Annotated in this window: 18 protein-coding genes; 8 read left to right on the top strand and 10 right to left on the bottom strand. The window is 59.7% G+C overall.

Going from position 1 to position 26451, the window contains the following annotated elements:
* Window position 1: 1 nt before the first annotated feature.
* On the top strand, window positions 2-2140 hold the full coding sequence (gene scpA, locus QVG21_RS03235) for a methylmalonyl-CoA mutase (protein WP_287922214.1): 2139 nt from the start codon (window positions 2-4) through the stop codon (window positions 2138-2140).
* A gap of 286 nt (window positions 2141-2426) precedes the next feature.
* On the opposite strand, the gene QVG21_RS03240 is transcribed toward scpA, so the two are convergent.
* From QVG21_RS03240 to QVG21_RS03280, 9 genes are all read right to left on the bottom strand, one after another.
* Entirely contained in the window at window positions 2427-4460 is a 2034-nt protein-coding gene (locus QVG21_RS03240; RefSeq protein WP_287922217.1) for a peptidylprolyl isomerase, read from the bottom strand.
* Between the two features lie 75 nt (window positions 4461-4535).
* Window positions 4536-5801 (bottom strand): hemolysin family protein, encoded by a 1266-nt coding sequence (locus QVG21_RS03245; protein WP_287922220.1) that lies wholly within the window; start codon window positions 5799-5801, stop codon window positions 4536-4538.
* A 10-nt stretch (window positions 5802-5811) separates the two neighbouring features.
* Complete coding sequence (locus QVG21_RS03250; RefSeq protein ID WP_287922222.1) at window positions 5812-6576, bottom strand: LPS export ABC transporter periplasmic protein LptC; 765 nt, start codon at window positions 6574-6576, stop codon at window positions 5812-5814.
* A gap of 66 nt (window positions 6577-6642) precedes the next feature.
* Complete coding sequence (locus QVG21_RS03255; RefSeq protein WP_287922225.1) at window positions 6643-7974, bottom strand: tetratricopeptide repeat protein; 1332 nt, start codon at window positions 7972-7974, stop codon at window positions 6643-6645.
* A gap of 26 nt (window positions 7975-8000) precedes the next feature.
* Window positions 8001-9371, bottom strand: a complete 1371-nt coding sequence (gene bamG, locus QVG21_RS03260) for a BamG family beta-barrel-assembly machinery protein (RefSeq protein ID WP_288894084.1) — start codon at window positions 9369-9371, stop codon at window positions 8001-8003.
* Window positions 9346-10086 carry a type III pantothenate kinase gene (locus QVG21_RS03265; RefSeq protein WP_287922228.1) on the bottom strand — a complete coding sequence of 247 codons (741 nt, stop codon included), beginning with the start codon at window positions 10084-10086 and terminating at the stop codon, window positions 9346-9348. Before QVG21_RS03265 ends, bamG begins: the two co-directional genes overlap by 26 nt.
* Window positions 10083-13412, bottom strand: a complete 3330-nt coding sequence (gene mfd / locus QVG21_RS03270; protein WP_287922231.1) for a transcription-repair coupling factor — start codon at window positions 13410-13412, stop codon at window positions 10083-10085. Before mfd ends, QVG21_RS03265 begins: the two co-directional genes overlap by 4 nt.
* Before the next feature lie 162 nt (window positions 13413-13574).
* The gene (locus QVG21_RS03275; protein WP_287922234.1) at window positions 13575-15125 is read right to left on the bottom strand and encodes an Rne/Rng family ribonuclease; all 1551 of its coding nucleotides are present in this window, start codon (window positions 15123-15125) and stop codon (window positions 13575-13577) included.
* A gap of 345 nt (window positions 15126-15470) precedes the next feature.
* Window positions 15471-15743 (bottom strand): HU family DNA-binding protein, encoded by a 273-nt coding sequence (locus QVG21_RS03280; protein WP_251214185.1) that lies wholly within the window; start codon window positions 15741-15743, stop codon window positions 15471-15473.
* Between the two features lie 573 nt (window positions 15744-16316).
* Between QVG21_RS03280 and porX the strand changes: the two genes are divergently transcribed.
* The 3 genes from porX (at window position 16317) to QVG21_RS03295 (ending at window position 18778) form a co-directional block, all read left to right on the top strand.
* Window positions 16317-17867: a T9SS response regulator signal transducer PorX gene (gene porX, locus QVG21_RS03285; RefSeq protein ID WP_287922240.1), complete on the top strand. Its 1551-nt coding sequence runs from the start codon at window positions 16317-16319 to the stop codon at window positions 17865-17867.
* Window positions 17864-18280, top strand: a complete 417-nt coding sequence (gene tsaE, locus QVG21_RS03290; protein WP_251214187.1) for a tRNA (adenosine(37)-N6)-threonylcarbamoyltransferase complex ATPase subunit type 1 TsaE — start codon at window positions 17864-17866, stop codon at window positions 18278-18280. Before porX ends, tsaE begins: the two co-directional genes overlap by 4 nt.
* Before the next feature lie 87 nt (window positions 18281-18367).
* Window positions 18368-18778, top strand: coding sequence for an SRPBCC domain-containing protein (locus tag QVG21_RS03295; protein ID WP_251214188.1), 411 nt, complete (start codon window positions 18368-18370; stop codon window positions 18776-18778).
* A gap of 118 nt (window positions 18779-18896) precedes the next feature.
* Here the strand turns inward: QVG21_RS03295 and QVG21_RS03300 are convergent, their stop codons facing one another.
* Window positions 18897-19508: an NUDIX hydrolase gene (locus QVG21_RS03300; RefSeq protein ID WP_287922244.1), complete on the bottom strand. Its 612-nt coding sequence runs from the start codon at window positions 19506-19508 to the stop codon at window positions 18897-18899.
* A gap of 251 nt (window positions 19509-19759) precedes the next feature.
* Here QVG21_RS03300 and dpp5 point away from each other — a divergent pair, with 251 nt between their 5' ends.
* The 4 genes from dpp5 (at window position 19760) to QVG21_RS03320 (ending at window position 26445) form a co-directional block, all read left to right on the top strand.
* Window positions 19760-21931: a dipeptidyl-peptidase Dpp5 gene (dpp5, locus tag QVG21_RS03305; protein WP_287922247.1), complete on the top strand. Its 2172-nt coding sequence runs from the start codon at window positions 19760-19762 to the stop codon at window positions 21929-21931.
* 152 nt (window positions 21932-22083) lie between these two features.
* Window positions 22084-23814: a fimbrillin family protein gene (locus QVG21_RS03310; protein ID WP_287922250.1), complete on the top strand. Its 1731-nt coding sequence runs from the start codon at window positions 22084-22086 to the stop codon at window positions 23812-23814.
* Between the two features lie 14 nt (window positions 23815-23828).
* A complete protein-coding gene (locus QVG21_RS03315) occupies window positions 23829-24695 on the top strand; it encodes a DUF4493 domain-containing protein (protein ID WP_287922253.1) in 867 nt (288 codons plus the stop codon).
* A gap of 22 nt (window positions 24696-24717) precedes the next feature.
* A complete protein-coding gene (locus tag QVG21_RS03320; RefSeq protein ID WP_287922255.1) occupies window positions 24718-26445 on the top strand; it encodes a DUF4493 domain-containing protein in 1728 nt (575 codons plus the stop codon).
* The last annotated feature ends 6 nt before the right edge of the window (window positions 26446-26451 follow it).

Below are 26451 nucleotides of genomic sequence, written 5' to 3' on the forward strand. Positions count from 1 at the left end.
TATGAGAGCTAAATTTTCGGAACTGAAATACGACGCGGCCGCACAGAAAAACTGCTGCGCCACGAAGAAATGCGGCCAGGTGGAACCGTGGCTGACCTCCGAACGCATCCCGGTCAAAGGCACCTACACGGCCGAGGACCTGGAGGGCATGGAACACCTGAACTACGCGGCGGGCATCGCCCCGTTCCTGCGCGGCCCCTACTCGACGATGTACGTGATGCGCCCGTGGACGATCCGCCAGTACGCCGGATTCTCGACGGCCGAAGAATCGAACGCCTTCTACCGCCGCAACCTGGCGGCCGGACAGAAAGGCCTGTCGGTAGCGTTCGACCTGGCGACGCACCGCGGCTATGATGCCGACCACCCGCGCGTGGTGGGCGACGTAGGCAAAGCGGGCGTGTCGATCTGCTCGGTAGAAGACATGAAGGTGCTGTTCAACGGCATTCCGCTGGACCGCATGTCGGTGTCGATGACGATGAACGGCGCCGTGCTTCCGGTGCTGGCGTTCTACATCGTGACGGGTCTGGAACAGGGCTGCACGCTCGACCAGCTGTCGGGAACGATTCAGAACGACATTCTGAAAGAATTCATGGTGCGCAACACCTATATCTATCCGCCCGAATTCTCGATGCGCATCATCGCCGACATCTTCGAGTACACCTCGAAGCACATGCCCAAGTTCAACTCCATCTCGATTTCGGGCTACCACATGCAGGAAGCCGGAGCGACGGCCGACATCGAACTGGCCTACACGCTGGCCGACGGTCTGGAATACCTGCGCGCGGGCGTCAACGCCGGCATGTCGATCGACGCGTTCGCACCGCGCCTGTCGTTCTTCTGGGCCATCGGCATGAACCACTTCATGGAAATCGCCAAGATGCGCGCGGCCCGCATGCTGTGGGCCAAAATCGTGAAGCAATTCGACCCGAAGAACCCCAAGTCGCTGGCGCTGCGCACCCACTCGCAGACCTCGGGCTGGTCGCTGACGGAACAAGACCCGTTCAACAACGTAGCCCGCACGGCCATCGAAGCGATGGGCGCCGCGCTGGGCCACACCCAGTCGCTGCACACCAACGCACTGGACGAAGCCATCGCCCTGCCGACGGACTTCTCGGCCCGAATCGCGCGCAACACGCAAATCTACATCCAGGAGGAGACCTCGGTATGCCGTGAGGTGGACCCGTGGGCAGGCTCCTACTATGTGGAGACGCTGACCAACGAAATCGCCCGCAAGGCGTGGGAACACATCGAGGAAATCGAGAAACTGGGCGGCATGGCCAAAGCCATCGAGACGGGCATCCCGAAGATGCGCATCGAAGAATCGTCGGCCCGCACCCAGGCCCGCATCGACTCGGGCGAACAGAAGATCATCGGTGTGAACGAATACCGCCTGGAGAAGGAAGCGCCGATAGACATTCTTGCGGTGGACAACACGGCGGTACGCGAAAGCCAGGTGAAACGCCTGCAAGAACTGCGCGCGAACCGCGACGAAGCGGCCGTGAAGAAAGCGCTGGCGGCCATCACGGAATGCGTGAAGACCAAGCAGGGCAACCTGCTGGAACTGGCCGTAGAAGCGGCCAAGGTCCGCGCGACGCTGGGCGAAATATCGGACGCCTGCGAAGAAGTCGTAGGCCGCTACAAAGCAGTAATCCGCTCCATATCGGGAGTTTACAGTTCGGAAGTGAAAAAAGACCAGTCGTTCGAGCGCGCGAAGGAACTGTGCGCCGAATTTGCCAAGAAAGAAGGCCGTCAACCCCGTGTGATGATAGCCAAGTTGGGCCAGGACGGCCATGACCGCGGAGCGAAAGTGGTAGCGACGGGCTATGCCGACATCGGATTCGACGTGGACATGGGCCCGCTGTTCCAGACGCCGGAAGAAGCGGCGCGCCAAGCCGTCGAAAACGACGTCCATGTAGTGGGCGTATCGTCGCTGGCCGCCGGACACCTGACGCTGGTACCGCAAATCATTGCGGAACTGAAGAAACTGGGCCGCGAAGACATCATTGTAATCGTGGGCGGAGTAATCCCGGCGCAAGACTACGATGAACTCTACCGCGACGGAGCGGCGGCCATCTTCGGCCCGGGCACTCCGATTGCGACGGCCGCCATCAAGATACTTGAAATCTTGCTGGAAGAATAAACGCGACCGAATCCAAACGCAGCGAGGGCCTTTCCCGAATCCGGGAAAGGCCCTTACTAATTGCATACGAACACACCCGCTGCACTCGCTCGCAAGGACGGGAGTATAATAGATTCTTCGCTGACGCTCAGAATGACAAAACAATGAATAATTAACCTATGCTGCAAAATATTGTCGCGAACTGATTATCCACTATTCCTTATTAACTCGGCAAATCGGGGAAGGGAGGAAAGAAAAGAGCCGGGTTCTTCCCGGCTCTTTTTTATAACCTATGACGAAAACGCGACTAAAAATACTTGCCGCGCAAATCCTTGATGTCGGCGAGCTGCTGGACGGCGGGGAAGACCAACTGAGCCACCCGGCTCTCGGCCAAAGCCTGAGCGCGGACCTTCTCGCCGTCGGCAGACTGGGCGTCGCCATGCTCGATATTATCGACCTGGAAGACGTAGAGCCCGCTGAAACCCTTGACGGGCTCGGAGATGGCCCCGGTCTCGGTGGCGGAAGCGATGGCCCCGATGAGCCGCGGCTCGGTACCTGCGCCGTCGAAGTAATAAACATTGTAAGCGACGTTGCTGAAATCCTGCACCTGCGCACCGAGACTGGCGGCCTGCTCGTCGAGCGAAGCGCCCGAAAGCTCCTTACGGATGGCGTCGAACTTCTTGTCGCGGAGCAACTGTGCGCGAATCTGCGGAGCCACCTCCTTGACGGGCATATACTCGTCGTTGTCGATGTCGGTCAGAAGCGCCACGACATAATCCTTGCCGACCTTGAAAATCTCGGACAAATCACCCTCGTCAGCGTCGTAAGCCCAACGTGCGACGTCACGCGAATCCTCCAACCCACGAACGGTACGCTCGCCCTGCGTGAGGGTAGCGACGCGCGGAGTGAGCGCGGCGGCAGAAGCGGCCTCGCTGAAAGCCTCGGCGGAACCCTTGGCGTTGACGGTGAACGAAAGGGCCTGGTTATGGGCGTCGCGCACGGTAGCGGCCGAAGCCTCGACGGGATAGACGATGGAAGCGACCTGCACGTGCTTGACGGGACGCCCGGCACGGTAAACCTGCAACAACTGGATGGCGTCGCCGGAAGCGACCTTGACGACGTCGCCCGTCTTGACACCGGAGAGCGCAGAAGCGAACTCACCCGTGAACGACGAGAAAGGCAGAACCCCGACCTCGCCGCCGTTGGCCGCGGTCTGATCGTAAACGGAATAACGGGCCGCGAGCTCGGCGAAGTTACCGCCGCGGCGGATGACGGTCAAAAGGCTGTCGGCCAGCTCCTCCTCGGAATACGGAAGGACGATGTGACGGATACCGAGCGAATCGGGCACGACCTTGGAATCGAGCACGCGCGCCATAGTCCACTCGTTGTTCTTGAGGACAGGCCCGTAAGTTTTGCCAGCCAAAAGCGCGGCAGCCTCCTCATCGGTGAGCTGAGCGGCCGAAACGTAATTCTCGGCGATATGGCCGTTGCGGTTGGCCCGCACGAAAGACTTCAACTCAGAAGTCCCGACGAACTGCGCCCCGACCTCCTGCACGTTCTGCTCCAAAGCGAGCAAGTCGTCGTCGGTAGGCTCGACCTCGAAGACGACGTACGAGAACGTACGCGACGGCAACTGCCTGAATGCGTTCTTATGCTTCTTATAATAAGCCTTGATGTCGCTGTTGGAAATATGGATGAGCGAATCGGGGACCGACGCATACTGCTTGCCGAACCACCTGCCGGAGAACTTGTCGTTGGCAGCCTTGACGCCGCTGGCGACCTCGAGCGAATTAGCGAAGGCACCGCCGCGCACCAAAGCGGCGAACTTGCGGGTAGCACGCTCGAGACGTGCCTGCTCGTTGAGCTGCTTCCAAGTAAGCATGGCCTGCGGATTGGCCTCGGCGTCGGCGAGGAAACGGCTGACGACGGCGACGTTATAAACCCCTGTACGAGGGTCGGCGAAAGCCTGGTAGAAGACGGGCGAATACTCCTTGCCGGCGATCATGGCCTGCCGCTCCTGCTCGGAAACCCACAGACCGGCCTTCTCGAAACCGGGCGCGAGGACCCGCCGGGCGACGAGGGTCTGCCAGGCGGTATTGGCGAGCAAAGCGGACTGCTGCTCGTCGCTCTCCTGGGCGCCGGACTGCTCGCGGACCTGCTCGTAGATGTCGTAATACTCGGAATAGGCGACCTTCGAGCCGTCGATTTCACCGACCTTGGGGTCGTTGCCCGAAAAACCCATGTCGTCCCTCAACGAGAGAATGAAAGCCAAGAGGGCGAGGGCGATGATGACCGAAAGCACGACGCCGAACTTGGTGCGTAAAGTATTCAAACTTGCCATATTGGAATGTAAATTATTGTTGTTTGCGGAAATAAACGAACAAATATAGGAAAATTAATCGGAAAAACCGCTGTATCAGGCCATTTTTTTCACCCGGGCCAACTCGATGCGCGAACGGGTGGTACGGAGCATCCGCAGCTGGAGATCGCCGACGAGGAGCGTTTCGCCCGCGGTGGGGATACCCTCGTAATGACAGATGATGAACCCGGCGAGCGTATCGTACTCCTTGCTCTCCTCGATACCGAGACCGTATTTCTCGTTGAGATACTTGACCTCGAGCCTGCAAGAGAAGACGAACTCGTCGGGAGCGACCTGCTTCTCGGTCAGATCGGGCACGTCGTGCTCGTCCTCGATCTCGCCGAAAATCTGCTCCAGCACGTCCTCCAAAGAAATGATACCTGCGGTCCCGCCGAACTCGTCGATGACGACGGCGACGTTGGAGCGGTGCTTGATGAAATTCTGGAGGACGAGCTGCAAAGGCATGGTCTCGGGAACGAAGCTGACCTCCATGATGACCTCGCCGATGGTGGCGGGCCGGGTGAAGAGACTTTTGGAATTGACGTAACCGATGATGTTGTCGATGTTGCCGCGCCAAACGAAAATCCGCGAATACATGGTATCGGCGAAACGGGCGGTGAGCTGTTCGACAGAGGTGGAATCGGCGTCGACGGCCTCGATGTCGACGCGGGGAACCATGCAGTCGCGCACGCGCAGGTCGGCGAAATCGAGGGCGTTCTGAAAGAGCTTGAGCTCGTTGTCGGGCTCGGGCCCGGGGTCGGAACCGTTGGAATCGAGCAAGGCGGCCAAATCGTCGCGGCTGAAAGTGGGCTGCGCGCTCTGCCGGACGACGGGCCGCCCGAACAGACGGAGAATACCGTGGGAGACGAGCGTAGTGAGCCGTGCGATGGGAAAGAGCAGGAGGTAGAAAAAGAAGATGACGGGAGCGAGGGCCCGGTAATAGAAATTGGGGTTGTTGCGGAAGACGGACTTGGGCAGGAACTCGGCGACGAAGATGATGATGAGCGTGGAAACGCCCGTCTCGATAGCGACAGACCCCTGGCTGGCGATACTCTCCCACCCCAACGCGAAGAACAACGTCCGCAGGAGAACGGACATGTAGAGCGAATAGATGACCAACGCGATGTTGTTGCCGACGAGAATGGTGGTGATGTACTGCCCGGGATGGCGGGCGAAAATCTCGGCGATGCGGTCGAACATGCGGCTCTGCTTGCGGTCGATCTCCAACTTGAGCCGGTTCTTGCTGGTGAAGGCGATCTCCATGCCCGAGAAAAAGGCGGAGAGCAGGAGCATCGAGAGAATCAGAATGACGGAAGTGAGCATGACGGAAAAATTAACGGTCGCGGAACTCGGAACTACGGGTGTCGGGCTCGGCGGAGAAGGGCCGTGCGTGCCGCTGCAAAGAAACGCTTCCGGAGGGCGCGACCTCGACGGGCTGCCGGAAACCGGACCCTTTCTTGTCCGGGCTGGCGGCGGGCGCTTTTTGAACGGGTGCTTTTTCGGCAGACACTTTTGGAGCGGGCTTTTTCTCGGCGGAAGCAACGGGCTTGGCAGCGGAATCGGCCTGCGAACCGGGCACGACATCGACCTCCATGCGCCCTTTCATACGCCGGAACCGCCAATCCTTGAACTCCTCGTCGGACTCGAAACCCTCGCCGATGAAGACGTCCGTACCGCCGGACTGGACGATTTTGGAATCGACGTTGGAATAAATCCGCTTGGTCCGCTCGTTCCAGAACAACTGCTGGGTGAAGAGCTTCTTGCCGTCGGACTTCTCGACGACGACATCGCCCTTGGCCTCCCACAACCGCCGCTTCTCGTAATAAATGGCGTAATTGGCGGTGAGAACGGCGTCGACCGTCGACAGCGAATCGTCCTTATAAGTAGTGATGCTGACCCCCTTGCGGAACTCGCGGTAAGGCTCGGCGGCCTGCGAATAACCCTCCATGAGGGGCGTGACGAAATGGTAGGAACGCCGCCCGTTCTGCGAATTGACGATGGAAAGGTTCTCGCTGTACTCGGTCATGCGGAGCTCCTCGGCCGGAGCGGCGGCGGGAACCCCGCGCTCGCACGAAAACAGCAAGATAGCACTTCCCACGAGGGGAAGTGCTACCGAAAAGTATCGGGTCATGCGCAGGGGCATAGCCGGAATTGCAGGAAACGTTTAACGGAAACGGACCGTAGTGGCCAAGCCTGCCGCCGTACCGCACGAAACGGTGTAACGCGAACCCTCCGTGGCCTCGTTGAAGAAACACTCCTCGGAAGTCGGGAAACGGTTGCGGAACAAAGAGAGCGAAGTACGCGCGTGGTCGAGGTACTCGGAATCGGAAGGCAGCAGCTCGATGGCGCGGGCCATGGTATCGTAAGCAACCCAAAAAGCGGCCTGCCCGGCGAACCCGCCGCACTGCCCGGCCGAAACGCCGTAGCACTGAGCCAGAACGAAGTAAGGCACGCCGTCCTCGGGGTTGAGGTCGCGGGCCGAACGGGCGGCCGCGGCGGCGCCGGGGATGTGGTTGGCGGCGAGCTCGACCAAGGCGATGCGCACGTAGAGCTTCTGCTGCTCGGCGGGGTCGGTCTCGACCTCCAACGCCTCGTTGAGATACTTGGAAGCCTTGGCGTAATCACCCTTGTTCTGGAAAGCCTGCGCGAGGAACATGGCGGTCTCGGACGACGGCTTCACCTCGTAATATTTCTCGGCGATGGCGAAGTAGAACTCGCTGTCGCACTTGGCGCGCGACATGAGCGCGACGGCCTGCGCGAGCACGGCCTCGTCCTCGGGAGCCGTCTCCAACTTAGCACGGAAGAGCTTTTCGAGGTTCTCGCAGCTGGCGGCGTTGCTCATACCGAACGCCATGTCGAACTGCGACCGGAACTCGGCGGCATCGGCGCCGAAGAAAGGAGTGAGACGCTCGTACTCGGAGATGACCTCGTCGGGCATGATCTCGTCGGTATCCTTGTAATCGGCGCAAAGGTTGCTGAAGTAAGCGACCAACGTAGAAGGATCGGTGGCGGCACCGCCCGCCTCGATGGCATCGCGGAACGCGCGGCGGATACCGGCGCGGTCGTTGGGCCTGTAAGTCAGATACTCGCGGGCCTTGCGGTCGAGGATATAAGCCCTGCCGCGGGTAGGATGCCCGCCGAAGTACTGGACGCGCAGATCGTAGGTCCACAACAAAGAATCGACAAGGGCCTCTTTCTCGGCCAGGCTTTTGGCGCGGTTGATCTTGTTCTTATAGAGCAGGGCACCGCGGACGTAGGTATTCTCCGAAGCGGAGGGAGCGTTCTGGACCAACTCCATAAAATGCTGGGCGGCAGCGTTGTAATCCTTGTTGTCGCAAGCCTCCTTGAGGAAGTTGCTGCTGAGGATGTTCTTCTGACGCTCCTCGACCGTATCGCCCCACTTGGCGTACTGCGGCCCGCTGAAATCCTGCTGGGCCCGGACTGCGCCGCAGAAGAGCAAAGCGGCGGCAACGAACAGATACTGAACCTTTTTCATGATACCTAATTATTTGATATTTTAAGTTAATCGTACTTGGGCCGGACGAACCAATACTCGCCGTTCTCGCTACCGGCGAAGAGCGAGAAGCCGACGGCGAACTTGAAATAACGCTGCCGGATGAGCCCTGTCTGCCTGGAGACGTTGAACCCGCGGGAACCGTACTCGACGCCGACGTCGATGGCGGAAGTGCCGAAGAACCGCACGGGAATGCCGAACCCGAGGGTGACGGCATACTGGTCGAGCCCGTGGCCGCCGAAAGTCTGGTTGTAATTGCCGTAACGAAGCCCGGCGCGATAGGACCAGCGCTTGAAGAAATTGCGCGCGTCGTACCGGCTGGGAGTGAACTCGACGCCGAACTTGACGGTATGGGTATCGGTGTAGGCGATGTCGAAACTACCGCCGTTGGCCACGGCCGTGCGGGCGATGCCCTTGTTGCGGCCGCCCCAATTCTGGTAGACGTAATCGAGCCCGACGGCCCACCGGGAAGTCTGGTAATAAGCCCCGACGGCCAACTGCCTTGGCAGGACGAGCTTGAGGTTGGTGGTATCGCCCTTGACGGGAGTGCTGCTGCTGTCGGAAGTATAGATGCGCTCCTCGCTGCGGGGCCGCAAATCACCGCCGAAATCGAACGTAGCACCGAAAGTCAACGCCCGGCGCGGCGAGAAGATGGCGTTCCACTGAAGGCCGACCTGCCCCTTGAACTGCGAAATGCTGTAACTGCCCGTACCGACGATGGAATTGAAATTGCCGTCGCCGACTACGGCGGCGGGAACGGCGACGTAGGTACGGTCGATTCTGCCCCAATAATACTGGGCGGCGATGCCGACGGAAAAATTCTTGAACGGCTCCCAGCCGACCCCCAACTTGACCTCGGAGAGGTCGCCCTCGCCCTGGTAAGTATACTGCATGGGCCCGATATTGCCCCACACGGGGTCGTTGGGCCTATACTCGCGGTAATATTGGGTTCTGTAACCGACGGAACTGTAAGGCGCGAGGCTGAAACCCAACCCGACCTTCTTGGCGATGGGAATCTGGAACGCGATGTCGTGGAAATTGAACGTATTGTACGCGGACTTCTTGGAAGTGTTGTCGACGGACTGCGAATTGTAATAATTCTGCCCCTCGATACCGAAACTGAAGAGGAACGTCTTCCGGGGAGCGGCGCTGAAAGCGGCGGGATTGAGCATGTTGGCCACGCCGGGATTGCGCACGGCGACCCCCACGCCGCCCATCGAACGCATCGAAAGCGTCCCGGGCGTCGAGAGCTCGCCGATACCGTACATGGTATAGGGCGAAAAGGCGTTGATACTGCTGGTCTGGGCCGCGGCACCCGCCGCGAGACACGACAGCACCGCCGCGCCGAACAGGCTACGGAAGGTCTTCTTCACTTGCATTGAACTCTAAAATTCGGTCCAGTCCGCAAAAGACCGGATTACGATCTGCAAATATCGCATTTTTAATTCGCTTCGTCAAATATTTTGCGTCGCCGCCGGTAAAAATTACGCACAAACCGTCGATTTGCCGCCGAAGCCGCCCGATGTAACCCTCGATCTCGAAGACGAGCGAATTCAGGACGCCGGCGCCGATGGCCCCGGAAGTGGAACGCCCGAACAACCCGTCGGAATCGGGAACGTCGCACAACGGCAACGCAGCGGTGAACTCGTGCAAGGCGCGGAACCGCATACGCAAGCCGGGCGAAATGGACCCGCCGCGGAAAGTACCGTCGGCCGTGACAAGGTCGATGGTGACGGCCGTGCCGCAATCGACGACCAGGACGTCGCGCCCGGGCCAAAGAACCGTGACCCCGACCGCGGCGGCGAGCCTGTCGCGCCCCAACGTATGGGGCGTGAGGTAATCGCTGGCGATGGGAACAGGCGTCTGCGGAGTGAACTCCAAGCAAGGAATCCCCTGGGCCCGAACGGCGGCGGCGACATCGGCGGCATCGCCCCGGGTAGAGGAGACGATGGCCCTGCGAACAGGAAAAGCCGCGGTCAGCTCCCCGAGAACAGCCGCCGAAAACCGTTCGGCAACCCGCTCAGCAACGCATCGCCCGCTTTCCATGACGGCCAGCTTGACCCGGGAATTACCAATATCGACTACGAGATTCACAATTCGCGCAAGGTTTTGTAAGCGGCCTCCACATCCTTGATATTCCTAACGGTCATGGCCAGACGATTATTGTGCTGCTTGAGCACGAAACGCTCGGGATGCTGCGTGACGCGCTTCAAGAGCTCCATGAAAGTATCGCTCTTGTAATAAGGCGAATCCTCCTCGCCGACGAAATGGACGATCATCAAACCGTTCTTGACCTTGACGCGCTCCATACCCAGGCGGATGGCCTCCCACCGCAGACGCACGACGTCGAGCAACTCCTGAGCGGGCCGCGGCAAAGGCCCGAAACGGTCGGCGAGCCGGGCGGCGAAAGCCTGCAAGGCCTCCTCGTCCTTGGCCGAATCGAGCTCGCGGTAGAGCTTGAGCCGCTCGGCCTGCTGCGAGACGTAGGAATCGGGCAAGGCGGCTTCGAGCTCGACGTCGATGTGGGCGTCGTCGATGAACCGCATCCCGTCGACGACCTGCTGCTCGCCCGCCGAGAGCCCGGCGACCTGCAACCCTTCGGCCCGCAGCTCGGCGATGGCCTCGTTCATGATTTTCTGGTAAGTCTCGAACCCGATGTCGGCGATGAACCCGCTCTGCTCGGCCCCCAGGAGGTTGCCGGCGCCGCGGATGTCGAGGTCCTGCATGGCGATGTTGAACCCGGACCCGAGGTCGGAAAACTCCTCGATAGCCCTCAGACGCCGCCGGGCGTCGGACGACAACAACTCGTCGGGCGGCGAAAGGAGGTAGCAATAAGCCTTGCGGTCGGAACGCCCGACGCGGCCGCGCAACTGGTGCAAATCGCTGAGCCCGAAGCACTCGGCGTGGTCGATGAGGATGGTGTTGGCGTTAGGGATGTCGATGCCGTTCTCGACGATGGTCGTAGAGAGCAGGACGTCGAACTCGCCGTAGATGAAATCCATGATGAGCTTTTCCAACTGCTCGGCGGGCATCTTGCCGTGGCCGACGCCGACCCGGGCCTTGGGACAAACCCGGGCTATCATCCCCTGGACGGCGGGCAAATCCTCGACGCGGTTGTGGACGAAATAGACCTGCCCGCCACGCGCGAGCTCGGCCTCGACAGCGTCGCGGACAATCTCCTCGGAGAAAGCGTGCGACTCGGTGACGATGGGCTGGCGGTTGGGCGGGGGCGTGGAGATGACGGAGAGGTCGCGCGACCCCATGAGCGAAAACTGAAGCGTACGCGGGATAGGAGTGGCGGTCAGGGTGAGCGTATCGACCGAAACGCTCAACTGGGTGAGCTTCTCCTTGGCGGCGACGCCGAACTTCTGCTCCTCGTCGATGATGAGCAGCCCGAGGTCGCGGAAGACGATCTGCTTGCCGAGCATCTTATGGGTGCCGATGAGGATGTCGATGCGCCCGGCGGCCAAATCGTCGCGAATCTGTGCGACCTCGCGCGCGGACTTGGTGCGGTTGAGGTACTCGATGCGGACGGGAAACTCGCGCAGACGCTCGGAAAACGACCGGAAATGCTGCAAGGCGAGGATGGTAGTAGGCACGAGGACCGCGACCTGCTTCCCGTCGGTCGCGGCCTTGAACGCGGCGCGGATGGCGACCTCGGTCTTGCCGAACCCGACGTCGCCGCACACGAGCCTGTCCATGGGCTGGTCGGACTCCATATCCTTCTTGACGGCGGCGATGGCGGCCTGCTGGTCGGGCGTATCCTCCCACCGGAACGACGCTTCGAGCTCGTGCTGAAGGTAACTGTCGGCCGAGAAAGCGAAGCCCTTGGAAGCCTTGCGCTTGGCGTAAAGGGCGATGAGCTCGCGCGAAATATCCTTGACGGCCTTTTTAGCAGCGCTCTTGAGCTTCTGCCAAGCCCCGCTACCGAGCTTGTAGACCTTGGGAGGCTCGCCGTCGCCGGCCTTGTAACGCGAAATACGGTGGAGCGAATGGACGTTGACGAACAACACGTCGCCGTCCTTATAGACGAGCTTGATGGCCTCGTGCTGCTTCCCGTTCTCGTTGATACGGACCAACCCGTCGAACCGCCCGACGCCGTGGTCGATGTGGACGACGTAATCGCCGGGCCGCAACTGGTTGAGCTCGGCGACGGTCATCTGCTCGTCGCGCTTGATTTCGCCGTTGATACGGTAACGCTGGTAACGGTCGAAAATCTGGTGGTCGGTATAAAGGCACAGCCTGAGCTCGCTGTCGACGAACCCTTCGTGGAGCGTGACGCCCAACGCCCGGACAACGGCCTGCCCGCGCCCGATCTGGTGGAAGATATTGACGAGCCGCTCGACCTGCACCTTGTTCTCGGAGAGGATGTAAGTCTCGAAACCCCGCAAGGCGTTGCGAATCATATCGTCGGCGAGCATCTCGAAATTCTTGTTGAACTTGGGCTGCGGAGCGGTGGCGAAACGCACCTCGACGGAAGCGGGCCGCTCGGGGAGGCTGTTGCGGAGCATGAAGAGCCTGCTCTGGGCGAGGTCGGCGAGCAACCCGCTGCGGCTGGTCATGAGCGTGTCGATACGCTCGGGCTGCTCCAAATCGGCGAGGGTTCGGCGCCGGACGTCGTTGACCTTGCGCAAGACGAAATCGGGGTCGTAGAACCAAAAAGCGGCATCGCGGCCGACGAACGCGGCCAACGAAACGCGCGCGGCATCGGCGGCGGCGTTCAAATCGGGGATGACGGCGATTTCGGAGAGCTTCTCGGACGAAAGCTGGCTCGAAATCTCGAAACGCCGGATGGAATCGACCTCGTCGCCGAAGAAATCGACGCGGTAGGGCTTGCTCTCGGAAAAGGAAAAGACGTCGACGATACCGCCGCGAACGGAATACTGCCCGGGCTCGTAGACGAAGTCGACGCGCGAGAAAGCGGCGTCGATGAGCGCCTGCTCGAAACTGCCGATGGACAGCCTGTCGCCGACACGGACCTGGATCAACCCCTGCTGCAACGCCTGTGCATCGGCGACCCGCTCGGCCAAAGCCTCGGGATAAGTACAGAGGACGCGGTAACCCGAACCGTCGAAATTCCGGAGGGCGTTCAACGCCGCGGTACGCTGGACAACGCCCTGCGCATCCTCGGCGCCATAAGCGGCGGACCGCTTCCAAGCAGAGGGGAAGAAGAAGACGTGCTTCTCGTCGAGCAACGCGTAGAAATCATTGAGGAGGTAAGCGGCGGCATCGCGGTCCTCGGCGACGAAGACATGCACGCCCCCGACCTTGGAGACGGCGGCGGCGGCGTAGAACGACAGAGCCCCGCCGACCAACTCCCCGAGGTGGACCGTGGCGCCGCACTCCCTGTATGCCCGGCACAACTGCCCGAAAGCCTTCGACCCGGCGGCGAACCGCCCCAACTGTTCGCGAGGAGACACTGCTGGAAATTAAAAATTAAGAATTAAAAATTAAAAATCGGCATCTGCTCCCACGAGACCGGAACGAGACCGGCCGGCATGAAATATCGGGCAAGAACGACGAAAAATCGGGAACCGGGAAAATACTCCGCGATTTTTAATTTTTCATTTTTAATTATGGATTTATTTCTTAATCAAATCGTTGCCCTGCCTGTCGTGGTAATGGACCTCGACGATGCCGACGGACTGGTCCTCGACGATGTCGATACGGACCTTGTACTTCCACTCCCACTGCCGCCTGAGCGACCAGAAACCCTTCTTGAGGAACAAGGCGACGTAAGGACTGACGACCAAACGGATGAACTTATGCCCGCGGTCCTCGGTGAGGAACGAAATCTGATTCTCGATTTTCTTATCCAAGATGACCGTAGGCTCGATTTTGCCGGACCCGCTGCAAGTGGGGCAAACGTCGGAGACGCTCTCGACGGCGACGGGCCGCACCCTCTGACGCGTAATCTGCATCAGACCGAACTTGGTGAGGGGCAGGACGGTATGCTTGGCCTTGTCGTTGGCCATGAACTTGACCATCTCGTCGAACAGGGCCTGCCTGTTCTGCGCCTTATGCAAGTCGATGAAGTCGATGATGACGATACCCCCGAGGTCGCGCAGACGCAACTGCCGGGCGATCTCCTTGGCGGCGGCGAGGTTGACATCCATGGCGGTCTGCTCCTGGTTGTCCTCGGCCTTGGTACGGTTGCCGGAATTGACGTCGATGACGTTCATGGCCTCGGTCCGCTCGATGATGAGGTAAGCCCCGCGCTTGAGCGAAACGTACTTGGCGAAGAGCGACTTGATCTGCTTGGAAATATCGAAATTGTCGAAGATGGGCACGCTGCCGCGGTAGAACTTGACGATCTTCTCCTTCTCGGGCTCGATTTGCCGGATGTAATTGCGAATCTCGTTGAACATGGCCTGGTCGTCGACGGCGATCTGCGAAAACGAACCGTTCAACGAATCGCGGATGATGGTATTGGCCCGGTTCATCTCGCTCATGATCTGAGCGGGCGCGGAATGCTTGCGGATGGCCGAAACGGTCTTGCGCCACCGCTCGACCTGGTTGCGGATGTCCTGCTCGATGTCCTCGTCGCGGGCCTCCATGGCGGCGGTGCGGATGATGACGCCGAAATTCTTGGGCAAGACCCCGGCGGCGATGCGCTTCAAACGCTTCTTCGCCTCGGCGGACCGGATCTTCTGCGAAAGGAAGACCTTGGACGAAAACGGCACGAGAACGACGTTGCGCCCGGCGAGCGAAATATCGGCCGTGAGCCGGGGCCCCTTGGTGGAAATGGCCTCCTTGGCAATCTGCACCATGATCTGCTGCCCGACCTGCAAATAATCGCCGATTTTACCTCCCTTCTCGATGGGCTCCTCCAACTTCATGGACTCGATGCGCAAGCCCCGCTTACCGGGAACGTACGACGAAATGAGCTTCTGCAAAGACGAAAAATGGCTCCCGAGGTCGAGGTAATGGATGAAGGCGTCCTTCTCGTGACCTATGTTGACGAATGCCGCGTTGAGCCCCGGCATGATTTTACGGACCTTGCCGAGGTAGATGTCGCCGACGGCGAACCCGGTCTGGCACTGCTCTTTGGAAAGCTCGACCAAGACCTTGTCCTCGCACAAGGCGATGGAAATCTCGGCCGGGCTGACGTTTACGATTAACTCTCTGTTCATTTATCTTATACGCGCCGCGAAGACGCGGAAGGTTGAAATTAGTAAGGGACCGCCTGTTGGAATGGAGGGGCGGCGAACTCCAAAATCTGAACGCGAACGGGCGCGAAACACCCTGCGAAAGGGCTCCGCCGGAGACGGCGGAACGTGAATCAAAAAAACAGGTAAAGCTAAAAGGACCCGGGGCCCCTTTAGCTTTAACCGTTCATAGACGTCGCTACCCTACTTCTTCTTGTGACGATTCTTGCGAAGACGCTTCTTGCGCTTGTGGGTAGCCATCTTGTGACGCTTATGCTTCTTTCCGTTTGGCATAGTTTGAAATATTTAGAGGTTCTTGATTCGACGAAGCTATTTAACCTTGGCAGCGAAACTCTTGGCCGGCTTGAAAGCGGGAATGTTGTGCGCGGGAATGGTGATGGTGGTGTTCTTGGAGATATTACGGGCCACCTTCTTGGCGCGCTTCTTCACGATGAAACTGCCGAAGCCGCGAAGATAGACGTTGTTCTTATGGGTCAACGACGTCTTGATGCTCTCCATGAAAGCCTCGACGATAGCCTGCACCTGCACCTTTTCGGCACCGGTATTCCTGGCGATTTCGCTCACGATGTCTGCTTTTGTCATAATGGTTTATGATGTTAAAAATTAAGTTCTTCAAAGGGAATCCGGACCGCAAATATACGCTTTATTTGCATAACCGCCAACAAACCGCCGAAAAAAAACGGACTTTTTGGAAGCAGCGTCCTACCTGCCACTGACACAAGCCGATAAACAAATATCGGGCAAAACTGCGGAAAACGAAGACAAAAAATGAAAAAAACGAAAAATTCATGGCCGAGGAAGAGGAATGGGGAGGGTAATCAGGACGGGGTTAGATTCTTCGCTACGCTCAAAATGACAGAGGAAAACACTCAGAATAGCCGGACAATTCTTCTGCGCGGGACCCGGCTCGCGCATACAGCGCGACCGCCCCAGCCGGGCCCGCGAGACCGCAGAAATAGATTCCTCGTCGCCTTACGGCTCGCTCGGAATGACATTGATTTAGATTCTTCGCTACGCTCAGAAAGACATAGAGGAGCTCAGGATGACAGAATGACAAACCGGAGATTAGCGGCAGACATTCTTAATTGCCCAATAATTCCCCGCTTTTTGCGTTTAGGAGTAAAAAACACTAATTTTGCAAAACGAAACGACGCTATGGTAAAGATACTCTGGGTCGACGATGAAGTCGAACTGCTCAAGCCCCATGTGCTGTTCCTGCGAGGGAAAGGCTACGAAGTGGAGACCTGCAACAACGGCTACGACGCCATCGACATGGCGGCGGAAGGCGCCTACGACCTGATCATCCTGGACGAAATGATGCCGGGAATGACGGGGCTGGAGACGCTTCCGAAAATCAAGGAGGTGCGCCCGACGACCCCGGTCATCATGGTGACCAAGAGCGAAGAAGAGAACATCATGGACAAGGCCGTGGGCTCGAAGATAGCCGACTACCTGATAAAACCCGTGAACCCCAACCAGGTACTGCTCTCGATCAAGAAACACGTCCACTCGCAGCAGCTCGTCACCGAACAGACCACGGCCGACTACCGCTCGGAATTCGGCCGCATCACCCAATCGCTCCAGATGGCCGACACCTTTACAGACTGGTGCTCGCTCTACCGACGGCTCACGTCGTGGGAAATCGAACTGGAAGATTCGACCGACCGCAGCATCAAAGAAGTGCTGACCTACCAAAAGGGCGAAGCCAACCAGGCGTTCTCGAAATTCGTGCGCCGCAACTACTACGACTGGATCAACAAACGCACGGACGACAGCCCGGTGATGTCGCACACGCTGATGCGCTCGAAGATTTTCCCGGTAGCCGACGAAAACGCAAAGACGACCCTGCTGCTCATCGACAACTTCCGCTACGACCAATGGCGGGCCATCTCGTCGCTGCTGAGGGGCTACTACGACGTGGCGACGGAAGACTTCTACTGCGCGATTCTGCCGACGGCGACGCAATATGCCCGCAACGCCATTTTTGCAGGTCTGATGCCGCTGGCCATCGACCGTCTGATGCCCGACAAATGGCTCAACGACAACGAGGAGGGCGGCAAGAACCAATACGAAGAAGAATTCCTGCGCCGGCTGATGGCCCAGAACGGCAAGCAATGGAAATTCTCGTTCGACAAACTGGTGCGGCCCGAACAAGGACGGCGCCTGGTGGACAACATCCAAAAAGTCTACGACGCCGACTTCTCGGTAATCGTCTACAACTTCCTGGACATCCTTTCGCATGCGCGGACCGAGACGGACATCATCCGCGAACTGACCGAAGACGAAGCGGCGTTCCGCTCGCTGACCCGCTCGTGGTTCGAGCACTCGGACCTCTACACCATCCTGCGGCTGCTCTCGGAGAAAGGCCACACGGTCATCATCACCTCGGACCACGGAACCATCCGTGTAGACAATCCGGTGAAGGTGACGGGCGACCGCGAAACCTCGGCGAACCTGCGCTACAAGACGGGCCGCAACCTTTCGTACAACTCGCGCGAAGTCTACGAAGTACACCGCCCGGAAGACATCCAGCTGCCCTCGGGCAACCTGACGTCGAGCTACATATTCGCCTACAACACCGACTTCCTGATTTACAACAACGACGCCAACCGCCACATCCGCTACTACCGCAACACGTTCCAACACGGCGGAATCTCGATGGAAGAGATGCTAGTACCTTATTTAATACTCAAACCCAAACGATGAAGACCATTCGTATCGCCTCGCAGGAAGAACTGCCCGAAGTGGCCGAAGCGATCGTCGGACTGCTGGGCCCCCGCACGGTGGTGGCGCTGCGCGGCGAAATGGGCGCGGGCAAGACGACCCTCATCCGCGAAATAGCGGCGCAGCTGGGCGCCGCGGACACGGTGACGAGCCCGACGTTCGCCATAGTGAACCAATACGAAGGGCGGGACGGCCGCCGCATCTGCCATTTCGACTTCTACCGCATCGAAGATGTCCGCGAAGCCTACGACTTCGGCTACGAAGAATACTTCTACTCGGGCGACATCTGCTTGGTGGAATGGCCCGAAAAAATCGAACCCCTGCTGCCCGACGACACCGTCGAAGTACGCATAACGGTCGACAGCCCCACGGCCCGGACCTTTGAAATCGAATGACGTTTCAAATTAAAAATCGAGAATGAAAAATTAAAAATCGCCGTTCTGCGACAAACACGGGACTGCGGCTGCGAACTACTCCGAATTATGCAAGAATACATCTCCAAACAACAACAGATTCTGCGCCCTGCGGAACAAATCTATGCGGCCATCAGCCGCTTCGACAACCTGACGCCGGCGCTGGCGGACCGGGTGGAAGAGTGGCAGGCCGACGAGGAACGCTGCTCGTTCAAGGCGAAAGGCTTCACCGTAAAACTCCGGATGGAAGAACGCGTGGAAGCCAAGCACGTGAAAATCGTGGGCGACGAAGGGGGCGTACCGGTCGACTTTGCATTCTGGATTCAGCTGCACGAAGTATCGGCCGCAGACACGCGCCTGCGGATTGTCCTGCACGCCGAACTGAACATGATGATGAAGATGATGATAGGCAGCAAACTCCAAGGAGCCGTCGACCAGATAGCCGAGGGAATCGCCAAGGCGATGAACGGGCAGTTCTAAATTAAAAATGAAAAATTAAGAATTAAAAATCCTGTTCGGCGAAAAGAGGCGACGGGATACCATTCGCCAAACCCCGGCTTCCGGGCGGACCGAAGTTTCGATTTTTAATTTTTCATTCTTAATTCTTCATTGCGGCCAGCGCTTCCGCGACGCGGCGGATAGTAGGGAAGGCATCTTGCAGACGGGCGGCGAACGCGGCGGGCGAACACCAGGCGACCTGCTCGATTCCCTCCTCGGTCTGCGGAACCAAAGATGCGGCGGCGGAAGTGCGGAGCAGAAACCAATGGGTCCGCTTGAGCTCCCACCGCTCCGTCTTAGGGAACCAATAGGCGTGCCACGTTGCGCAGAGCGGCGCCACGACCTCGGCCCGGACGCCCGTCTCCTCCAGAATCTCGCGCGCGGCGCAAACTTCGACCGATTCGCCCGGCTCGACATGCCCCTTGGGCAAGTCCCAACGGCCGTTGCGACGAATCATCAACCGCTCGCCCTGCGGATTCTCAACGACACCGCCCGCGGCTTCGACCCCGACGAAATCTTGGGCAAAACGCGCAAAAGCGGCTTCGGGGTCGGGTGTCAGAACCGCCACGGAATTGTGCGTTCGGAGAAAATTCACTATCTTGTCACGGCCGACCTCGCCGCAATCGGCGGGCCGGAAGCAAAACGCCCCCTCGCGGGGAAGCTCCCGGGCGAAAACCACCGACTTGTCGGCGAAGAAAACGGTAAGATCCATAACGGATGCAAAGATACGCAACGAAACTGTCATCTGCAACCCGGCATCCGGAGACGGCAAAGAATGATGTAATAACTACACAATGGGGCAAAGGGAAGATTCTTCGCTGCGCTCGGAATGACAGAAAAGGGGCTCGTTCGGAATGGCAAGGGAGGGAGCTCGCCAGGAACGGCAAGGGACTTTATACGAAATAACGGGAATCAAAGATGACGGGGACGGCCCGAAACAGATATTGGAAAACCTCAACCGAAATGAAAAAAATCATCCTCCTTATGGCTATGGCAGCTGCGGGACTGAGCGGGTGCGACAGGCGGCCCGCACCGCTGAAAATCGACAACGCCCTGACGGCCGACGAAATCGCCGCCGGACGGCTCACGCCCGAAGTGATGTGGAAGATGCGCCGCGCAGGCTCGTCGTCGCTCTCGCCCGACGGCACGCGGCTGCTCTACACGCTGACGGACTACAACATGGCCGAAAACCGCGGCGTGACGACCGTGTGGACGGAAGAAATCGCCACGGGGAAATGCCGGCAGCTGACCGACGGCACATCGAACAGCGCGGCGCCGCAATGGTCGGCCGACGGGCAGTCGGTATGGTTCCTCTCGGACCGCAGCGGCTCGATGCAGGTATGGCGGATGGCGACCGACGGGACGCACGCGCGGCAGATTACGGGCGCAGGCGGCGGCGAGGGAATCCCCGACGTGGAGGGATTCGGCGTGGCGCCCGACGAAAAACACATCTGGTGGGTGCAGACCGTCCATGTGGCGGCACGCAAATCGTCGGACGTCCACAACGACCTGCCCGAATCGAAAGCCCGCATCTACGACGATCTGATGGTCCGCCACTGGGACTACTGGGATGAGGGCGACTACCGCCACATCTTCGTAGCCGAACTGGGCGACGGCCTGGTGACGGGCGGCAAGGACATCATCGGCGCCGAGGCGGCGTGGGACGCCCCGCTGGCCCCCTATTTCGACATGGCCGAGATAGCGTGGAACCCTGCCGGGACCAAACTGGCCTACACGTGCAAACCGCTGACGGGCACCGCATACGCCGTCTCGACGGATTCGGACATATTCGTGTACGACGTAGCGACGGGCGCGACCGAAAACATCTGCAAACCGCGGACGGCCCCCAAAGGCGAATGCGCGGGCGAAGCAGGCGAGGTGCGCGACCTGCCGGACGAAATGCCGGGCTACGACAAATATCCGGTCTGGTCGCCCGACGGAGAGAAGATAGCGTTCCGCTCGATGCGCCGTGCGGGCAACGAATCGGACAAAGAACGCCTGCTGGTCTATGACTGCACGACGGGCGCGACGGAAGACCTGACGGAAGATTTCGACTACAACGCGATGAACGTAGTGTGGGACGGCAACGGCGAACTCTACTTCATAGCTCCCATCGAAGCCACGCACCAGCTCTGCCGGACAGCGCTGACCGACGGCGAAGCCGAAGTGCTGACGCGCGGCGACCACGACATCAACGCCTTCACGATGGCGGGCGGACGCATCGTGGCGGAAGTGTGCACGATTTCGATGGCGACCGAATTCTACGAAATAAACCCGGCCGACGGCGCGATGAAACGCATATCGGAAATCAACCGCCCGGTCTACGACGCGGTGAAGATGGGCGAAGTGCAAAAACGCTGGGTCCGCACCACCGACGGCAAACAAATGCTGACGTGGGTGATTCTGCCGCCCGACTTCGACGCGACGAAGAAATACCCGGTGCTGCTCTACTGCCAGGGCGGCCCGCAGAGCGTGGTGTCGCAGTTCTGGAGCTACCGCTGGAACTTCCAGCTGATGGCGGCCCAAGGCTACGTGGTGGTAGCGCCCAACCGCCGCGGCCTGCCCTCGTTCGGGCAGGAGTGGCTCGACCAGATTTCGGGCGACTACTCGGGCCAGAACATCCGCGACTACCTGTCGGCCATCGACGACGTGGCGCGCGAACCGTGGGCCGATGCGGACCGAATGGGCTGTGCGGGCGCGTCGTACGGCGGCTACTCGGTCTACTACCTGGCGGGCTGCCACGAAAAGAGGTTCAAGGCGTTCATCGCCCACTGCGGCATCTACGACTTCGACTCGATGTACGGCGAGACGGAGGAACTGTGGTTCGTGAACAACGACTACGGAGGCCCCTACTGGGACCCGAAAAACGCGACGGCGCAACGCTCCTACGCCAATTCGCCCCACAAATCGGCGGCCAAGTGGGACACGCCGATACTTATCGTCACGGGCGAAAAGGACTACCGCATCCCCTACACCCAATCGCTGGAAGCATTCACGGCGGCGCGCGTACGCGGCATTCCGGCGCGGCTGGTGGAATTCGAGGACGAAGCGCACCAGGTGTTCAAACCGCAGAACTCGCTGGTGTGGAACCGCGAATTCTTCGGCTGGCTGGACAAGTATGTGAAACAAGAATAAGACAGCGGGAAGCGGCGGGGAAACCTGCCGCTTTCTTCTTGGCGTTTGCCCCGAAAACCGGGATTTCATGATGAAAATCACCGATTTCGTTGAAAATATTTCTTTTCGGAGGATTTGTTACGTATTTTTGCCGTGTCTTCAAAGAGGAATATATGAGGATTATCAAACAGTTAGCCATCCTGCCGACGCTCGCGGCCCTCGCGGCGGCGGCCGTTTCGTGCCACGACGGCGCCGACTGGCTGACGCCCGATACCGGACGCCGGATCGAAGTTTCGATCAACGCCCCCTCCACCCGCACGGCGCTGTGCGAAGACGGACTGACGGCCCGCTGGATACGCGGCGACCGGATCGCCCTGTGGGCCTATGCCGGCGGGACGGCCGCGTTCGCCAACGTCCCGTTCACGCTGTGGTACCCGCGCGAAGACCCCGAACAGGGACTTTTCACGGGCGAAATCGACGGCATGAACGCCGGGACCTACGACTACTATGCCTCCTACCCCACACCCGAAGCGGCCGAAGGAACGAAAGTGAGCTACACGATTCCGACCGTGCAGGACGGCACGTGGAACGGCGACTTGGACATCATGCTTGCGGCGACGCAGGGTGCTGAACTCAAAGAGGAGATACTCAACGAAATAACCCTGCGGTTCCACCACAAGGTCCACGCGCTGAAGATAACCATCCCCGAGGGGCGCAACCTGCTGGGACGGCCCATCGAGAAACTCCGCATCGAATTCCCGCAGCCCGTTGCGGGCCGCATGACGTGGGACCTCGCGCACCCCGAAGCGGCCCCCGAGACGGCGGCGACGGCCCGAGCCGTGACGCTCGACTTCGCGACGCCCGTCGACGAGGGCGACACGTTCTGGGTCTTCATCGCCCCGGCCGACCTGACGGGCGGACAAGTGCGCTTCACGGCGACCGACGGCACGGAATACTCATGGCCGCTGTCGGCGTGGAACTTCCGCGACTGCGCCGCAGGCCGCATGACGCCGGTGAGGCTGACCATCGACCAACCGCGGCCGCAACAAGCATACAAACTGACGGTCGACCCGACGAACCTGGGCGAACCGGTGACCGAGATCGACTCGCTGACGATGCCCGCGGGCTATGAATTCCCGACCCTCGAACTGAGCGCCACGACCCGGACCATCACGCCGAACGGCGACGGGACCTTCTCGACCCGCATATTCAGCGACCAGGCAAATGCCCTGGGCGCCGGAATGCAGGTGGCCATAGGCGTCGGCTCGGAAAACACCGAGGGCGTCTACGGCCGGAAATGCGAAGTAACGAACGCCACGGCCGAGGGCTGCACGGTCATGGCCCCCTATCTGTTCTTCGAGGATTTCAGCGAAATAACATCGTTCAACGCCGATGCCGACAAAGGCATAGGCGGAGCCTATGCTCAGTCGCTGGCCGACTACAACCTGGAACAATGGTATGCCGCACGGGCGCAGGGAGAAGCCGGGCAGGCCATCCGCATCTGCTGCAACAGCAACGGCATGGTCTACTACCCGGCCCGAATCGACACCCGCCCGCTGTCGTACATCAAACCGGGACGGCAAATAAGCGTCCGGGTGCTTTTTAACGCCAATGCCAACGGCGCGAAAGCAGGCGACTGCCGCTGCAACGTAGGCACGAGCCAGGGCGGCGGCGGATTCAAAGGCAGCGACAACCTGCCTAACAGCATTGCGACGCTTACCATTGCGGAGCGCTCGAACGCCTCGTTCACGGAAGGCATTGTCGACGAATACACGTTCACGGTCACCGACTGCGCGGCCACGACCTGCCTGTCGTGGCAATATGCCAAGAAAAGTTCTACCGCCTGGATTTCGGGCTACACGAGCATGTGGATGGACAACATCCGCGTAACGATTGCGCACTAAAAAGGCTGACGGCAATGAAGAGATATGCGATACTGACCCTAATGGCGCTGGCGGCCGCGGGATGTGCGAAAGAAGAAAACGGCGCACTGGCGGAAGGCTACGGCACGCTGGCCCTGACGGCCGAATGCACGAACGCTGTGGCAGCTGCGACCCGAGCGCAGGCCGAACTGCCTGCGGAACTGATTCCCACGGCGAACGAACTGGGCCTGCTGGTGGAAAGCGCCGACCCGGAATACGAATTCACGCAAGTGTGGCCCTCGCTGGATGACTACGACAGCGAAAACGACTTTCTGTGGGCGACGCACTACAAGATTACGCTTTTCTCCGGAACGGAATACGTAGGAGCCGGGCAGTCGCCCGAGGGAATCGGCCAGCCCTACTTCGAGGGCTCGCAGACGACGCTGGTCTCGGTAGGCCGCGGAACGACGAAAATCCGCATAACGGCCCGGCTGGCCAACACGGCTGTGCGCATCCGCTTCACCGAACGCTTCCGGGGCTACTTCGGCAACGGAGCGAAATTCAAGCTGACGACCGAAGCGGGCAACGAATTCGAGGCGGGCTATGACCCCGGCGAAACCCCGGAAAAAGCGGAAAAAGCGGAAAAATGGTACTTCGTCCGCCCGGCCGAATTCTCCATAACGGGCGAAGCGACCAAGCAAAAACCCTCGGCGACCCAACCCGCGCAGACTATCCGCTTTGCGGAGACGGTGAACGCCGCGCCGAAAGCCGGCACGCTCTACACCTACACGTTCGACGTGGCGGGAGCGGGCGACACGGACAACACGGGCGAAGAGACCTTCATACTGAACGACAACCCGATCCGCACCGAAACCGTCGACGAAGAACTCAACGATGACGCCAAACCCGACCCGGCAAACTAAACGACAACGAAGAAACGAAGCCATGAAAAGACGTTTCCCCCAATATCTGACCGTACTGCTCTCCGGACTGCTGCTGGCGGTCTCCTGCATCAAGGAGACCTCGCGCTTCGAGGGCGGCCCGGAGAAACCCGACAACCGCAACGTAGGCTATCTGACGTTCGAGGCGCTGGAAATGAACGTAGTGGACCGCACCGAAGACATCGACCACCACCCCGAATCCTATGCCGCGACCCGGGCGGCGGGCAACACCGACGTTGAAACCTACACGGTCGAAATCCTCGATGCGAACGGCCAGCCGATAACGGTGACCGACAAAAACGGCACGACGGACACGCACTTCCTTTACGGCAACCGCCCGGAACAGATCGAACTGCCCGTGGGTGTCTACACGCTGTCGGTCTACTCGGCCCCGACGCCCGATGCAGGCGAAACCCCGACCTACGGAGCCACGCAGACGGTGACCATCACCAAGGGAGGCACGACCTCGCTGCAAGACATGACCTGCCGCCTGCTGTCGGTCAAGGTGACGGTGGCTTACAAGGATACGCTCATTGCGACGATGAGCACCGACACCCATGCCGAAGTGGTGCTGGGCGAAAAGAACATGCTGCTGTTCGAGGGCAAGGAACCCACGCTGGTGGGCTATCTGAAACCCACGGCCGACCAGAGCAACCCGCTGGTACTCTATCTGACGACGACGTTCAACGAAAAGAAAATCGAACGCCAGCCGCTGACCGTGGCCCGCGACGCCAAGGCCGGACAATACCGCAACATTACGGTAGGACTTCAGAACGCCGAAGACGGCACGATTATCATCAGCGCCGAAATCGAGACGTGGCTGGAGAACGACGAAATCGTGGTCGACTGCAAGGAGACTGCGGTGACGGCCCTCTGCGAAGAACGCATCCCGGACGAAAACAGCCCCGACGCCCCGAAACTCGAATGGCCCGGCCACTCGTTCGACGAGGTCTACACGCTCGACGCGTCGAAATTCGACGAAAACGGCTACTTCAACGAACCGTGCGACTTCACCATCACGACCAAGACACCGATGGCGTCGCTGCTGGTGGGTACGACGACCGACAACGCCGCGTTCCAGAACCTGCTCAACGCCGCGGAACTGACCGAACCGAAAGACATGTTCACCGTGGAGGGAGTGGCCCGCACGGCCCTGCGCTCGTGGGGATTCCCGGCCATCAATCTGAATGTGACGCAACGCACGTTCCCGCTGTCGGATCTGATGAAGGTGCTCTACGACTACGAAGGCAGCCACGTCTTCACGATGACCATTACCGACGAAGCGGGGCTGAAAAGCACGTTCGAGCTGAAAATCGCCGTGAAGCACGGGACGGGCGACCAACCGCGCATCGTATGGCCCGACCACGACCTCGGGACCCGCTACGAAACGTTCAACGGCATGGAAGTCAACCTGCTTGTAAGCGTTCCCCAGGGCGTGCGCTCGCTGTGGGTGGAAATCCATGGAGCCCTCGAAACCGGGCTCGGAGACATGATGCCGTCGCAGTTCGAGCTGACCGACCCGGGAGAGATCGCCTCGGCACTCAACGGATTCGGGTTCCCGACGGGCGACGCGGTGAAGAACCAGACCTCTCTGACGTTCTCCATATCGGCCCAGCTTATTGACATGCTGAGCCTGTTCCCGGGCGACACGGATTTCAGACTGGTAGCCACCGACAATGCCGGACAGACGACCGAAGCGACGATCATGCTTCACGTACCGGAGCAAAACTGACGAACG

Source organism: Alistipes sp. UBA6068 (genome assembly GCF_949428155.1).
In the GTDB taxonomy this organism is placed as follows: Bacteria; Bacteroidota; Bacteroidia; order Bacteroidales; family Rikenellaceae; genus Alistipes; species Alistipes muris.

Coding starts and splice junctions, on each gene's coding strand:
- scpA (WP_287922214.1), top strand. CDS start 2: ATGAGAGCTAAATTTTCGGAACTGAAATACGACGCGGCCGCACAGAAA.
- QVG21_RS03240 (WP_287922217.1), bottom strand. CDS start 4,460: ATGGCAAGTTTGAATACTTTACGCACCAAGTTCGGCGTCGTGCTTTCG.
- QVG21_RS03245 (WP_287922220.1), bottom strand. CDS start 5,801: ATGCTCACTTCCGTCATTCTGATTCTCTCGATGCTCCTGCTCTCCGCC.
- QVG21_RS03255 (WP_287922225.1), bottom strand. CDS start 7,974: ATGAAAAAGGTTCAGTATCTGTTCGTTGCCGCCGCTTTGCTCTTCTGC.
- bamG (WP_288894084.1), bottom strand. CDS start 9,371: ATGCAAGTGAAGAAGACCTTCCGTAGCCTGTTCGGCGCGGCGGTGCTG.
- QVG21_RS03275 (WP_287922234.1), bottom strand. CDS start 15,125: ATGAACAGAGAGTTAATCGTAAACGTCAGCCCGGCCGAGATTTCCATC.
- QVG21_RS03280 (WP_251214185.1), bottom strand. CDS start 15,743: ATGACAAAAGCAGACATCGTGAGCGAAATCGCCAGGAATACCGGTGCC.
- porX (WP_287922240.1), top strand. CDS start 16,317: ATGGTAAAGATACTCTGGGTCGACGATGAAGTCGAACTGCTCAAGCCC.
- tsaE (WP_251214187.1), top strand. CDS start 17,864: ATGAAGACCATTCGTATCGCCTCGCAGGAAGAACTGCCCGAAGTGGCC.
- QVG21_RS03295 (WP_251214188.1), top strand. CDS start 18,368: ATGCAAGAATACATCTCCAAACAACAACAGATTCTGCGCCCTGCGGAA.
- QVG21_RS03300 (WP_287922244.1), bottom strand. CDS start 19,508: ATGGATCTTACCGTTTTCTTCGCCGACAAGTCGGTGGTTTTCGCCCGG.
- dpp5 (WP_287922247.1), top strand. CDS start 19,760: ATGAAAAAAATCATCCTCCTTATGGCTATGGCAGCTGCGGGACTGAGC.
- QVG21_RS03310 (WP_287922250.1), top strand. CDS start 22,084: ATGAGGATTATCAAACAGTTAGCCATCCTGCCGACGCTCGCGGCCCTC.
- QVG21_RS03315 (WP_287922253.1), top strand. CDS start 23,829: ATGAAGAGATATGCGATACTGACCCTAATGGCGCTGGCGGCCGCGGGA.
- QVG21_RS03320 (WP_287922255.1), top strand. CDS start 24,718: ATGAAAAGACGTTTCCCCCAATATCTGACCGTACTGCTCTCCGGACTG.